8 protein-coding genes and 3 pseudogenes are annotated in these 13,703 nt (G+C 66.4%); 2 read left to right on the top strand and 9 right to left on the bottom strand.

Annotated elements, in window-relative coordinates:
- Nucleotides 1-122, bottom strand: a pseudogene (locus ABZX75_RS33205) (IS6 family transposase); the annotation flags it as partial.
- A 647-nt stretch (nt 123-769) separates the two neighbouring features.
- Between ABZX75_RS33205 and ABZX75_RS33200 the strand changes: the two are divergent.
- Nucleotides 770-1,114, top strand: a pseudogene (locus ABZX75_RS33200) (IS5 family transposase); the annotation flags it as partial.
- 183 nt (nt 1,115-1,297) lie between these two features.
- Here ABZX75_RS33200 and ABZX75_RS33195 read toward each other — a convergent pair.
- Together ABZX75_RS33195 and ltrA are read right to left on the bottom strand one after the other, a co-directional pair.
- Complete coding sequence (locus tag ABZX75_RS33195; RefSeq protein ID WP_355417621.1) at nt 1,298-1,513, bottom strand: group II intron maturase-specific domain-containing protein; 216 nt, start codon at nt 1,511-1,513, stop codon at nt 1,298-1,300.
- Nucleotides 1,465-2,556: a group II intron reverse transcriptase/maturase gene (gene ltrA / locus ABZX75_RS33190; protein ID WP_355417618.1), complete on the bottom strand. Its 1,092-nt coding sequence runs from the start codon at nt 2,554-2,556 to the stop codon at nt 1,465-1,467. The genes ABZX75_RS33195 and ltrA overlap by 49 nt, the downstream gene beginning before the upstream one ends.
- 459 nt (nt 2,557-3,015) lie before the next feature.
- On the opposite strand from ltrA, the gene ABZX75_RS33185 reads away from it, so the two are divergent.
- Nucleotides 3,016-3,621: a transposase gene (locus ABZX75_RS33185; RefSeq protein WP_355417615.1), complete on the top strand. Its 606-nt coding sequence runs from the start codon at nt 3,016-3,018 to the stop codon at nt 3,619-3,621.
- A gap of 111 nt (nt 3,622-3,732) precedes the next feature.
- On the opposite strand, the pseudogene ABZX75_RS33180 reads toward ABZX75_RS33185, so the two are convergent.
- From ABZX75_RS33180 to ABZX75_RS33155, 6 genes and pseudogenes are all read right to left on the bottom strand, one after another.
- Nucleotides 3,733-5,103 (bottom strand): annotated as a pseudogene (locus ABZX75_RS33180) (IS701 family transposase).
- A gap of 6 nt (nt 5,104-5,109) precedes the next feature.
- A complete protein-coding gene (locus tag ABZX75_RS33175; RefSeq protein ID WP_355417624.1) occupies nt 5,110-5,394 on the bottom strand; it encodes a winged helix-turn-helix domain-containing protein in 285 nt (94 codons plus the stop codon).
- 814 nt (nt 5,395-6,208) lie between these two features.
- Entirely contained in the window at nt 6,209-8,680 is a 2,472-nt protein-coding gene (locus ABZX75_RS33170) for a hypothetical protein (protein ID WP_355417612.1), read from the bottom strand.
- 680 nt (nt 8,681-9,360) lie between these two features.
- Complete coding sequence (locus tag ABZX75_RS33165) at nt 9,361-9,870, bottom strand: hypothetical protein (protein WP_355417609.1); 510 nt, start codon at nt 9,868-9,870, stop codon at nt 9,361-9,363.
- Between the two features lie 605 nt (nt 9,871-10,475).
- On the bottom strand, nt 10,476-11,495 hold the full coding sequence (locus ABZX75_RS33160) for a hypothetical protein (protein ID WP_355417606.1): 1,020 nt from the start codon (nt 11,493-11,495) through the stop codon (nt 10,476-10,478).
- Nucleotides 11,496-11,497: 2 nt separating this feature from the next.
- Nucleotides 11,498-12,424, bottom strand: a complete 927-nt coding sequence (locus ABZX75_RS33155; protein ID WP_355417603.1) for an AAA family ATPase — start codon at nt 12,422-12,424, stop codon at nt 11,498-11,500.
- Between the last annotated feature and the right edge of the window lie 1,279 nt (nt 12,425-13,703).

The following is a 13,703-nucleotide window of genomic DNA, read 5'->3' as shown; positions in this document are numbered from 1 at the left end:
ACACCGCGTTCGGTCATCAGCTCCTCGACTTCGCGGTAGCTGAGGAGGAAGCGGAAGTACAGCCACACGCAGTGCGAGATGACCTCCACCGGGTACCGGTGATTCTTGTACGACGGCGCCACATCCGACACAACCGGCTCCTCTCCCGAACACCCCCAACCCCAAGATCATCCCACCCCAGCCAACAACCTGACAATGCCAGCCGGACGGATCTGCGCGAGGTGCTCCTTGGCGGCACGTACACGGTCCGCGGCAGCAGCGGCGGCTGCGCACCGGTCGGCGAGGACTTCGGTGGTGAGGGACCAGGTCGGGCGCGCCATGACTCCTGCTGGGATCGACGGGGTGCTGCCTGCCATTGTTCCTGCGTCCCGGCCTATCGGGACGATCACGCCGCCTGGTGCGCGGCCGGCCAGGAGTCAGGCAGCCGCAGGTCGTCTCGTGGAATCGGCCAGTACGGATCGGAGACGTCCCATCCGTACCAGGCCGGGTCCAGCTCACCGGTAGCGAAGTCGACGACACCTTCGGGGACGAGGCGTACGGGCGGCCGGTGGGGTCGCCGATTCTCTCGGATCCGGGCGGACTGCTCGGCCAGCCACCGCTGCCAGGCCTTGCGTTGCGCCTGGTGCCGCTGTCGGCGGGCTTCACCAAGGCCGTCCGTTCCGCGTTCCCGGGCAATCTGCTTGAGCTGCCGTTGGTCAGGGGGCTAGGCAGTGTCTGATGGCTCTTGCCCGGGTGGTGGATCTGTTGCCGTTCCGGGCAAGAGTCCGTCATGGTGCGGCGGCATGAACTGACGAATGCTCAGTGGCAGCGTATAGCCCCGCTGCTTCCCGAAACCGGCGGGCCGGGTGGACGGTGGGCCGACCACCGCACCGTGATCAACGGCGTTCTCTACCGGACCCGGACCGGCATCCCCTGGCGTGACCTGCCCGAACGCTACGGAACCTGGCAGACCGTCTATGAACCCCACCGCCGCTGGTCGGCCGACGGCACCTGGTCGAGGATCCTGCGCACTTTGCAGGCCGGTGCCGACACAACCGCCCAGGACGCGGACGGCTCGTGGGCGGTCAACGCCGACTCCACCACCTGCAGGGCCCACCACCACGCGGCCGGAGCCCGGCACGCTCCCCCGGACGACCACCCCGAAAAAGGGGCGGCACACGTGTGGACGAAGAGGGCCGTGAGGCCCTGGGACGCTCCCGAGGCGGGCTGCCGAGTAGCCGGGAGGGATCTCACCTCCCGGCTCTCACAGATCCGTGCGTAACAGTCTCCCGTTACACGGCTCTTGTCGTTCTGTTCGTCAGGTCATCACGGCAGCGACGGTATGGCGCCAATGGGCGAACATGCGAAGGTATCGCCGGGCGATCTCCTGCATTTTCGCGATGGCTTTCCGTTCAGCCGCGAGCCGTTTGTACTTCTGGCGGATCCAGCGCACCAGGTAGGCATTGATGCGCATCAAGAAGGGGTTCAGTTCCCACGGCCTGAACCGGCCGTAGTAGTTGATCCAGCCGGCCACGACAGGGTTGATCCTGCGGGCAAGCTCCCGGAAGGACAGCTGGAGCGGGTGTGCAAGTGCCAGGACCGGACTTCCCGTCCCATCTTCTTCACGGCGTCGCTGCTGACAGCCGGATCGAACGACTGGAACGATTTGCCGTATCGGTCCCGGTTCTGCCTGGCTCGGAATGTGTAGCCGAGGAAGGTGAACGCCGCGTGCTCGAATGAGCCCTGGCGTCGGCCGTCCTTGCAGTACACGATCCGGGTCTTGGCCGGGTGCAGATGCAGCCCGACCTCGGCCATCCTGTCCTTGAGCGCGGCCAGTACCTTCTGGGCCTGGCGCTCGGTGACACAGTGCAGCACCGCATCATCCGCATACCGTTCGAACCAGATGTTCGGGAATTCCCGGGACATCCAGGTGTCGAACGCATAGTGCAGGAACAGGTTCGCCAGCACGGGAGAGACCGGTGCCCCTTGCGGGGTTCCGCACTCCCGTTCCAGCAGAGAGCCGTCGGGCATGGCGAGCGGAGCCTGGAGCCACCGCCGCACATACAAATTCACCCAGACGGCGTCGGTGTGCGCTTCCACCGCCTTGACCAGCAGGTCCCAGGGCACACTGTCGAAGAACTTGGCGATGTCGAACTCCACCACCCAGTCCCGTTTCCAACAGCGTTCCCGGCATTTCCCTACTGCATCCAGAGCGGACCGTCCCGGCCGGTATCCAAAGCTGTCGGGGTGGAATACAGGCTCCACCCTTCGCATCAGATGACGTGCCACGACAGTCTGAGCCACGCGGTCGGAGACTGCGGGAATGCCTAGCATTCTCGTTCCACTTCCGTGCGACTTGGGAATGGCGACCGCACGCACCGCGGGCGGGAAGTAGGAGCCCGATGACATCCGGTTCCAGACCTTGTAAAGGTTGCCCTTCAGGTCCTTCTCGAACTCGTCGATGCTCTGGCCATCCACGCCGGGTGCGCCTCTGTTCGCTCTGACTTCCTCCCACGCCTCCTTGACTTCCCACTTCGAAATATCAAATGGCTTGATCTGAGACTTCAACTGGCTCACCGAACTCCTCCCGGACACTGTCCGGTTGATGCGATCAACTCAGTCACGAACGACCCGGGCCCTTCGCTCCACCTCCGTTACAGAGGGTTCATCACTACTACGGACCGGTCCGCCAGCAGGCCCCGCGTCGGTACTCGGCCCCTCACAGTTTCTGCTGTTCGGGGTGCTCCCTATCACCCACTACCCGTCGGGCGGTATCGGGACCTGCCTTCTCCTGTTCCATGCGAAAGCCGCAGACCGGACTCGCGTCGCCTACATGCCGGACACCACCTGGCCAATAAACGGGCACCCGCCAGACTCATCCCGGGATTCTGGTCACACCCCGGTTTCGATGCCGCCTTTACCTTTTTCGACACGTCAGCAGCGATTCACTTGCGTTCGCCTTTCCGGTCCCCACCTGACGCCTCTTACGACGCCTTTCCCTCATCGCTCACCACGACGGTCTTCAGCCAACGCAGCATGAGGCGGTTTGAAGCCTCCCCCCGCAGGGCGACTCCGAAGGGCCAAAACCTTCATCTTTCGCACAGCACCACTTCCAGAAGTGGCCCTACAACCAACTCCCTTTCGTGTTCAGGACACAAGACCAGCAAGGTCCACCTGCTGGCCGACGACCGCTGCCGGCCCCTGGTCTGGCTGACCTCGCCCGGCCAGCACGGAGACAGCCCGATGTTCATCCCCCTCATGCAAGCCCTGAACGTGGCCCGCACCGGAACCGGACGTCCCCGCACCCGACCGGACCGGGCCCGCGGCGACAAGACCTACTCCAGCCACGCCCACCGCGACTACCTGCGCAAACGCGGCATCAAACCAACGATCGCCCAGCCGGACGACCAACGCGCCAACCGCCGCCCTCTCGGCCGGACCGGCGGCCGCCCACCGTCCTTCGACCGCGAGCAGTACCGCCAACGCAACACCGTCGAACGCTCCATCGGCAAACTGAAGCAGCACCGGGCCGTCGCCACTCGGTACGACAAACGCGACTACATCTTCCACGGCACCCTGACCACCGCAGCCATCGTCATCTGGCTCCGTGACCTCGTCAAAGAGCCATCAGACACTGCCTAGTAGGGCTTGGTCAGGTTGGTGTGAGTGCTGGCATGTCGCGGTGACAGGTGGGGCATGCGCCGGTCCATGCCGCGAGGAGGGTCTGTAGCTCGCGGACGACTTGGTAGAGGCTCAGGCCGGCGCCGTGTCTTTTGGGGCTCTGGCCAGTCTTTGCAGGGTGCAGAAGGCGTGGGCGACGGAGACGAGGGTGACGTGATGGTGCCAGCCGGTCCATGTCCGGCCCTCGAAGTGGGCCAGGCCCAGAGCCTGTTTCATCTCGCGGTAGTCGTGCTCGATGCGCCAGCGGAGCTTGGCGAGCCGGACCAGGGTGGTCAGCGGGGTGTCTGCGGGCAGGTCGGAGAGCCAGAACTGCACCGGCTCCTTCTCGGTGGCGGGCCATTCAGCCAGCAGCCAGCACACGGGCAGTTCCGGGCCCTCGACCGCCTGCCGGATCTCGCGTCCGGCAGGACGGATCCGCAGGGCCATAAACCGCGAGTACATCCGCTTGAGGCCGCTGCGGCCGGTGCCGGGCCGGGAGCCCTCACGCCATTGCACCGGCTTCGCTGCCTTTCGGCCGACTGCCGTGACCAGCTGTTTCACTGAGCTTGTTCAACTTGAGCTTCAGGGAAGCGCTTGAGGCACCTGTAACCTGCGTATATACGGGAGTCGTGTCACCCGATCGGTGGCCACACTGAACAAGCTCACTGATTGCGGCGGGTCGGGATACTTCGCCACCGGTGGGCGTCCGGTCCCGGAGTACGGTTCGGCCACTGGCACGGCTTCGCCGGGCTGGGCCGACATGGTGGTGGAGATCCCCACCACGTAGTTGAGGCCTCGGGCCTGCAGGCCGAGGCGGAATGCCGCCGCATCGCCGTATCCGGCGTCCGCGACGGCCAGCGGCACCTCGATCCCCCACGAGCGGGTCTCATCGAGCATGTCGAGTGCGAGCTGCCATTTCTCCACGTGCCCGATGTCGTCGGGAATGCCGCAGGCAGTGCGGCGGGTGACTTTGTCCGGATCCGCCTTCACGGACCCGGGCGCCCAGGTCTCGGGCAGGAACAGGCGCCAGTCGACCGCCGCCGAGGCGTGATCGGAGGCCAGGTGCAGCGAGACGCCGCCCTGGCAGTTGGTGACCTTGCCCGCGGTGCCGGTGTACTGCCGCGACACACACGCCGAGGCGTTCCCGTCCTTGAGGAACCCGGTGTCGTCGAAGATCAGCGCCGTCGGCCGGATGGCCGCTTCCATTCTCCAGGCCAGCCGGGCCCGCACATGCGCCGGATCCCACGGGCTGGTGGTGATGAAGTGGGCCAGCGCCTGCCGGTTCCCGTCCTCACCCAGCCGGGCGGCCATCGGCTCGACCGACTTGCGCTGCCCGTCGGTGAGCAGGCCCCGCAGGTAGACCTGCCCCCACCGACGCTGATCGTTACGCGCGAACGGCTCGAAGACTTCTGCCGCGAAGTCCTCCAACTCGCCCCGCACAGATCCAATTTCCTCCGGCGTCACACGTCATCAACGACACACTGGACCCACAGGACACGCACCGCCAACACCAACCTGACCAAGCCCTACTAGGCTGGCGCCAGATTCGAGGCGGCGCGGCAGGTAGTACAGGTCGTCGACCGCTTCTACGAGGTCGTCGAGGAGGGCACGAAGGCGCCGACGTACGGTCGTGCGGTGGAGACCGGTTGCTTCGGCAAGGTCCGCCGTGCTGGCTCCATCCAGGGCCGTGAGACAGGACAGCAGCCGGGCTGCGGACGTGCCGTGGGCGCGGGCGTGGAAGGCGTCATGAGCCATGACCCGGTGCAGCGCCCGGCTGTCACGTGCCGGCGGCCGAGCGTTTCCGGGACACTTCCTGCCCCCCTCCCCTGCAGGTGGGAACTGTCCCGGCGCCGCACATTGGTCACTGGCGCTTTCGGGGACGAGAAGTTTCCAGGCAAAGCCCTCTCCCCGGCCCCCGGCAGCGTCGAACATCCCAAGCCAGCCCTGCTCCGTGAGACGGGAGTTGGAGGCCTCCACGGTGGAGCGGGCGCACCCCATGAGCTCGGCGAGCTGACGGACCGAGACCTGGTGAACGAGCCCACCGGCCTTCTCGGCCAGCCGGAGCCGGGCGACCAAGTTCTTCTCGTCCGCACCGGCAGCCCTTCCCCGCCACGTGTGCCGCTCAACAGCCCGCCGGGCCGCGCGATCTCGAGGCCGGCATCAGCACGGTTCGTGAGCGGCGGCGAGGCCGCGCAGAACGCGCGGGCCTTGTCGAGCATCTCGGCGAGCTTGCCCTCGAGGTAACGCTCGCCCTTGCGGGCCCGCAGCCCTCTGGCCCAGGTTTCACCCGCTGTTGGCCGCAGCACCAACGCCGCATGGAAATCGGTTTGGGAGAAGGCCCGGCCGGGTTGGGAGAACATCACCGCGAGTGCGGCAGTCACCCGGAATCCCGCCTCGCCCTCGTTGCGGCCGCCGTACCGGCGCTCGGTGTCGCCCTCCAGCAGCAGTCGGCGGGCATGCGCCGACAGACCGGGAAGCGCCTCCACCCATGCTCGCAGCCTCGCCGACGGCTCCTGCTGCGGCACGACGTACACCAGCCCGCTTCTGCGGCGCCGGACCCCGCGCCCGTTCACGCCGCCCTCACCAGTACGCCCACGGAGCCGGCGCTGACGGCAATCTCCTCGTCGGGCAGGGGCCGTTCCGCGAGGTCGGACAGCGCCGCGGCCCAGTCGGTCGGTGGCTGGCCGGCATCTCGGGGCCGTGCCCGCTCCACGTCCGCCAGGAGATCGCCCAGCAGCTCCCTGGCCGCTTCCGCCCGGGCTTTGGCCTCCGCCTTGGTCACCGCTTCCAGCAGGTCGACGGCGCTCGCGTACTGGGACGCCCGCCGCCGGGTGGTCCAGCCGGCCTGCTTGGCCGCGGCGTCGGCAACAGACCCGCGCTCCAGCCGGTACAGGGCCCGCCCCGTGCGGTGCGCCAGGATCTGGCGCACCGCGGAAAGCCGGGCGAAGGCCCGAACGGCTGGGTCATCGACGCTCGCGGCGTCGGCTGCCGCCGCCGCACTGGCCACCGTGTCCGCCTCGATCCGAGCGGACAGCTCCCGTACGGCTTGGTGGTCGGTGAGGTCGGCCCGCATCGCGACCGCCACCGCGACCGCCCTGCGCACCTCCTCGGCCAAACCGCGGGCCGCAGTGCAGCCCAGGCACAATCCGCCAGCCTCTGCGACCCCGCAGTCCGCGCACGCCCGGCTGGCACGCTCTGCCTCCTGAGCCGCGAGCTCAGCGCGACGGCGCTCCACGGCCTCCAGGCGCAGCGCCCTCTCGGCAGCGCTTCGCTCCCGCCGGATCAGGTCCATTGCCGCCTGGCGCTGAACGCCGAGGTTCAGCCGGCGCTCCACCTCCGCCCGCCGCTCCCTCGGACCCAACCCCGCCAGTTCCCCAGCCACCTCAGAGCGGATCCGGGCCCGAAGCTCACGCCGGTCACCGACCACGGCCTCGCAGCTGTCACAGGCCAGACCGGTGTTCATCCGATGACCGTCGTCGCACAGCACCGACCAGCACCCCGGGCGCTGCGGCAGGCCCCGGCCCACCATCCACGCCACAGCATCGGTCACCGGGGCACCGAACAACTCCCCCATGCGCCGCTTCAGACGACCGGCCAGCACCCGCACAGCCCGATCACGGCCAACCAGATCACCAACCCGGTCCAGCTCGCCGCGGACCAGACCAGCAAGCCACCGCTGCGTCCCGGGCTTCACCAACCGCGCCCACAGCGACCCGACCGGTTCCAGCACCACTCCCAGGTCCCGCGGCACAGCAGCAGAGCCCTGCGCCCACAGCCACGCAGGCCTGCCAGCCGCAGCCACTCCCACATCAGCAGCAGGAGGCTTGTCCCCGCGCAGCGGGCCTTGCCCAGCGGAAGACGAGCCTGCAGCCGACGACGTCACCTCGGCGGCATCTTCGCCCGCCCGCGCGCGGTCCGGCAGTGGACCGCAACCAGAGACGGCAGAGCCGGAAAAGCACTCCAGATCACGGTCAGACGAAGAATCAGCAGTAACCACCGGAAGGTGGTCGGTGTGGAGGAGTGCACCAGCGCCGACGCACGAATCAGCTTCCGAATCCTGCTCAACCCCAGTCGCCCCATAGGCTTCAGGCGCCTCGTCAGCCCCATCGAAGTCCGAGCAAACCCTGAGTGCACCGACAGGACCAGCCGGAACCCCACCCAGCACGTCGTCGAACGAGTCCTGAACAAACCCCTCCCCCGACAGCTCGCCCGCCCCATCGTCGGAACCAGCCGCACAGTGCTCGCAATGCACACAGCCGTAGAACGCCGAGCCAGCATCCTCCGCAGCCGACGGTGCCTCGACGCGCCCTGCGGGCGACGAGACAGCAGACGCGGCACGGTGTGCCGACGCGACGGCCGGCACAACCAGGCGCTCCCTGGCCCCTTCACCGTGGACCTCGACCAGCCCGGCCGCCTCCAGTCGGCCGACGATCCGCTGAGCATCTTCCAGCGAACACCCCAGCTGCCGGGCGACCGTCGCCGCCGCCCGCCCATGACCCGCCGCCACCGAACCCGGAGCCATCACCACCCGGCCGTTCGGGCGAGCCAGCAGGACCAGCAGCAGCAGCACCAGGCGGTCCGAAGCGGCCCCCGGCCCCTGCCGGCCGCCGAGCAACCCCGGAGGCGTCTCCGGAGCGTCCTTAGGCGCCCAACCCGGCCCGAACACCGCTTCAGCCAGACGCAACAGCGTCGCCAGCTCCCGCTGCGACAGCGACAGTGCATGGGCCGGCCCCTCGGCACGCGCCCGGACCAACGCCGTCAGGGTCAGCTCCAGCCCATCGACCTGCCCCTCCCCGTCCTTTGTCGGCCGAGACAGCACCACACCCCTACCCCGGAGTGCAGGCAGCACATGGTGATCAACATATGACTTTGAGTAGCCAGACCAGCGCGCCAACTCCCGCGCCCGGGTCAGAACCGCGGGCGAAGACGCCGGCGACTTGGCGAGCAGCACAACCGCCGCCAGCAGCACCGAATCTCGGGCACCAGCCAGCGCAGGATCGGCCAACACGGCTCGCACAGCGGTCAGCAGGCGGGTACGCATCGAACGCCCCAACTGGAGAGGGAGACCGGGGCCGAGCAGGGGCACGGGGCCAGCCGCGACCTTGGCTTTGCCGTGAATGGTCGAGCGGCGAGGTGCGCGCGTGGAAGGGCCCTTGGGCGCGTCGAATGAGGTGCGGCGAGCGGGCCCCATAGCTGATGAGGACACGACAAGGCCAACCCTCGGTGCGGTAACGATGATGTTCTCCGAGCACGAGGAGCGTGAAGGGCAGCGCGAGACCACGCCCGGTGATCGATGAGTTCAGAGGGCGATGCGCGAGACCGAGTTAGGCGACCGCCCAGCTACCACCAGGCGGAGCATGGAGACCGACTACCTGGGGCCAGTGGTCATGACGTGTTGACGCGTCCAGGCGGATCAGTCCCAACGAGGGAACACGCAGAGGTCAGACTGCGCGGCGACTCAACACGGCCGGAGGTCACGTTGCGTGGACCGAGGGTGCGGCCGTCCGCAGTAGCGCGAGCCTGGTCCGTGCGGGACAGAAGATCGTTTCATGGGGCACCAGTTCTGTGCTGTCGGAGAGACACGTCTAGCCGAGGCTCCAGGTCATGGAGACGTCTCGGCTGGGGGCTGGTAACCTCATGGGCGGCGAGAAGGGCTACCTAGCCTTTTCTGTGGACGGCACCCCCTCTGTTTGCGGCAGAGACCAGGGTGCCGTTCCGTATTTAGGCGGCTATCGAAGAGACCTCCAGGGAAAGCTGCGGATCCTGGAGACGCGCCGACTGGGCCTCTTTGAGGCGCTTGCAAACATCGGCATGCCAGGCCCCGATCGGGAGAACCTGCCATGCCCAGCCCGCGGTGAGAGCTTCTTCACTGAGGGCTAGCAGCTCGTAGTCGTGCTCGATCAGCTCGACTCGTGCGGGGAAGGCGACCAATCGGGTCCGGGGCGAGACGGGGTTGTCGGGGGTCTCCTTGATGAGCAGTTCCAGGACGACCTTGATGGCGTCCCAATCTCGGGAGTTTGCTGTCTCCGTGCGCACACCCTGCTGAGTGTCGCGATTTGTCGAGCGGGTGGCCCCCAGGGCGGAGCCCACCTGCGCCAGAACAACATCACGCGGTTGCAGCTTGTCGGCGTGCGGGAGGAGATCGATGCGGGCGAGGTTCTTCAGCGTGCCGGCACTGACTCCAGACCACGACGAGACAGTCCGTTGAGACATCGTTCCGTCGGCGCGCACTGGTGACCTGCGTGGCACGTGTTCCCCTCCAAACAAGATCGGCACGAGGTGAGGGCCTACTGCCCTCTCCAACCCTACGAAGCCGAATCATACGACCCTCGTGCATCAACGTTGGTGTAACTAAACGTGCTCACAACCGGAAGAGTCAACTATCGGGGCCGCGACACGCCGTAACTGAGGGTTGGTTAGATGTCCTGCCGGGGAAACATGCAGGTCAGCGGCTATGTGCTTTCAGGTTGGCGAGAGTCTGCGGAAATTTGTTCCCCAGGACATGCTCCGTTGACCATCGGGCGCGACGGTGAAGCAGCCCATCAATGGCAGTCAAGTGCGCGACCCTCTTACAGAGAGGACTCCTGCGGTGCGGGAGAGGTAACTGCAGGTCGTTCATCTGCCGGAACAGCGCGGTGAGTTAATTGGCCTGGGCCCGAAGCAGGGACGACGCCAGCTGAGAGGGGTGTGAGGCGGGGTCGGCGAGGGGATGTACGTGGGCGCCGTGTCGCGGGCTGTGTCCCTGCGTCGCGCCTTGCGTCCCAAGCTGTGCAATTGTGAAATGACAGAAGGCGGGCCCAAAGTGGGCCCGCCTCCGCGCTGGAGCTATTGGTTGGCTAGTCCTCCGCCGGCCGCTCCTGGTTGAGCTGGGTGAGGAACGCCTCGACGATGGCGTTGATCATGTGCCCGTGGAGCCCCTTCGTCCCGGCCAGCATCAACTCGTCCTTCATCTCCTCGAGCCAGTCGTCGTTCTCTTTGCTGATGCTGTAGTGGTTCGGAGCCTCGAACCCCGCATCGGCGCCAACGAGCCGATCACGGAATTGGTCTGCAGCCTCGATGAACTGAGCCGTGGGGAGGGTTCGCATGAACGTCAGCGCTGCGTCGACGTAGTAGCTCGGGGCGAGGTCGCGAATACTGAGCAGGCGCTTGTCGTGAACAAGCTGCCTTCTCAGAGTGGTGGCGAGAGAGGTGTGAAGCCGAATGTTGCGGCGCTTCAGAGTCTTCCCGGTGCGCGTGTCTTTGGCGGTTCGATAGCTCGAGGCCAGTTCGCGATAGGCGACTGGGAGATCTCGCACCTTGTCGGCCAGGGGAGTCGGAAGGTTGGCTGCGAGTCCGTGGCCCAGCCCGCTGCCCTGCGTGAAGCTGGGAGTAGCGTTGCGGCGGGCAGGGACGTGAGCGTTGCCCCCGGAGTCAGTGTCCACCCCCTGACGGCCAGAGATGCTTCCCTGCAGTACGTGGGTCGAGGCTGCACCCGGAGGGGAGACCCGGAGGGGTTCGGGTGCCGGTGGGGCTACCTCTGCCGTCTCCGCCCATGCTTCTTCCGGCAGCGAAGCCTCCGCTGCGCGGTCTTCGAAGCCGGTGGGCGGTGTGGGCTTCGGTTCCATTGGGGCAGCGGGTTCTTCGGCGCGAGGTGCGATCACTTCTGCGACCGGGCCTTGGACCGGGGTGGGCGGGGTGGCGACTGCCTCGTTGAGGTCAGCCGATGACGCCTCCGGCGGGGCTGAGGAGGCCGTGACGGTATCGGTGGTTGAGTCCGTCGCCGCGGGACCAGCGTTGAGGCCAGCCAGCGAGCCCGACGCCGTCATCTTGTTGAGCCTGTCGAAGGCAGAGCCGGCCTTGGCCTTTCGGGCTGCCATAGCTATCGCACCCCCGCGTGTGCGTCGTCCTCGGCCTTGATGCGGGACGCAATTTCTGTCGAGTCAACGCCAAGTGCCTCGGCAAGAACAGAGGCGAAATGACCGAAGTCGTCAGGGATGTCACCCCAAGTCTCAGCGATGCCTTCGAGGTGCGGGACGGTCCCGTCGAGGAGCGTCACGGTCGGTAGACCATTTGGGTGATCGGGGCTGGCGCCACCAATGAGCCCGCGTACGTAATCCTGGGCCCTGCCGTAACTAGTGCGATTGGGAAACGTTCGTGCCAGGACCACCTTGAGGTCTACAGGCTCCCCCATCTCTGCCAGGAGGGCGAAGGTCGTCGTCAACTGCACGACGTCCCCCACGTACTGCTGGGTCGGAACGATCCCCTTCTTGGTGAGGCCCCAGGCCATCTTGAGGACGCCCTTGTCGGTGGGGCCAACGTCGATGATCAGGTGCTTGAAGCCGCGCGCCATCAGGTCGTTCACGAACTTGGGCATTGTTGCGCCGGAGGCAGAGCCCGCGTAGCCCACCACGGTTACAAGGCCCGGCCAGTTGTCACCGGCGGTCGCTTGCCACTTGAGGCATGTCTTGTTTGTCTCGTCTGCGTCTACCAGGAGGACGGGCTCCCCGGTCAGCGCAAGGATCAGCGCGATATAGACAGACAGGGTCGTCTTCATGACGCCGCCCTTGGCGTTCCCCATCGTCAGCCGAACCCCGTCGGGGGTGTTCAAGGCTGCGATGACGGCCGTCTGCAGGGGCTCCGGGAGACTCTTGACGAGGTCGGCAACCTCGGAGGGAAGGTTAGCCGGGAGGGTGAGCGGCGGATGGGGACTCTGCGTGGGGATCAGTGGAGCGGACGAAGTTAGCGCCCCCTGAGCCGCACTGTCTCGGGACTGAGCTTCGGTTCCCGTTGCGAGATGGTTGGTCATGTCTGTTTGGCACCTGCTCCTGCGTTGGCGAGTTGCTACCTGGCTGCCGCTCAGAGCCGTCCGGGGAGGTGGCTCGCCGTCTGCGTGGCTGCGTTGCCTTGAGTCTCAATTTGCGGTGAGTCCTGAAGCCCCACAGCAGTCACTGTGGCTGCCGTGGAGGCTGCGGCCTTGTGGCCGCTGTCTCGCGAGGCGACAGGTAGTCAAGGTGCGGCGTTAGCGCAAACGGTGGCGGGTTACAACCGCTTTTCCTTCAAAGCGGCGGGGCCACGCTAGCAGAGAGGGTCACTGTCTTGGGTGCAGGCGCGATGACGAGCGACGTGTCCGTATCTTGAGTTGGCCGCAGGGAGCCCCTCCTCCTGCGCATGTGTATCTGGTGGCGGGGGTTGGATCGGATCCTTGCGGGGTTCGATCCGGCGTAGGGCAAGGTATTTGCTCGACCGGTTGTGTCCTTGTGTCCCTCCTTGTGTCCCTCCTTGTGTCCTAGGTTGTGTCCTAGGTTGTGCGTTTGTGAAATGGCAGGTCAGAGGCGGTTTTTTACAAACTCATTACTCTTCAGAAAAGCCGGGTGGAGTGTGATCCGCTGGGTGCGCGTGGGCCCTCGGGCAGTCTTTTAGGACGGCCCCGGCGTGGAGTTGGACTTCCCGTGGTGTGGAGGGGCGTACGCCAGAGGCTGGAAAAAGGGGTGCCGCCCTCCCGTGAATCGAAAGTAGATCCACCTTCCCGGCCCGATGAGGGGCGGCGCTAAAGCGCCAGCATGGTGCGCAACTTTCGGGAAGGGTAGCTGCTGCGGACGGTTCGGCTAGGTACCGAATTCTCCTACGGGTGGGCCCATCCAGGCGGAGTTGGCCTGTGCTGTCCGAGAGGCCCAGGCTGATACGCAAGTGCTCGGGCAGGTGCGGCAGCAGCGGGCCGTAGTCCCGTGTATCCGACTGGCCGGACAAAGCGCTGTATGGCCGGCGTTCAGGTGAGCCTGAAGCGGTGTTGTTGGTGGGGCGAGGAGCTGGCTGATGGCTCAGCCGAGAATACTGGTGCTGCGGGGGCTGCGGCGTATGTCCTCCAGGTGAATGCGTGGGTAAATTGCACACTAGTTCGGCGGGCTTGGGGCTGGGCGGGTCCACCTGAGTGGGCTTGTCGCTCAGTGGCGCGGGATTTCGTCGAGGCGGACCATCTCGACGACGACGCAGGGGTCTGTAAAGTTTTCGGTGTAACTGGGGTGGTCTCGTGGGTCAGATTCGGTTGTTGGTGAGGCGTCCGTCGAAGGCGATGTCGAAGGCCTGGA

It is taken from the genome of Streptomyces sp. NPDC003038 (assembly GCF_040611115.1).
GTDB lineage: Bacteria > Actinomycetota > Actinomycetes > Streptomycetales > Streptomycetaceae > Streptomyces.
This window is presented reverse-complemented; position numbering and strand designations above follow the sequence as displayed.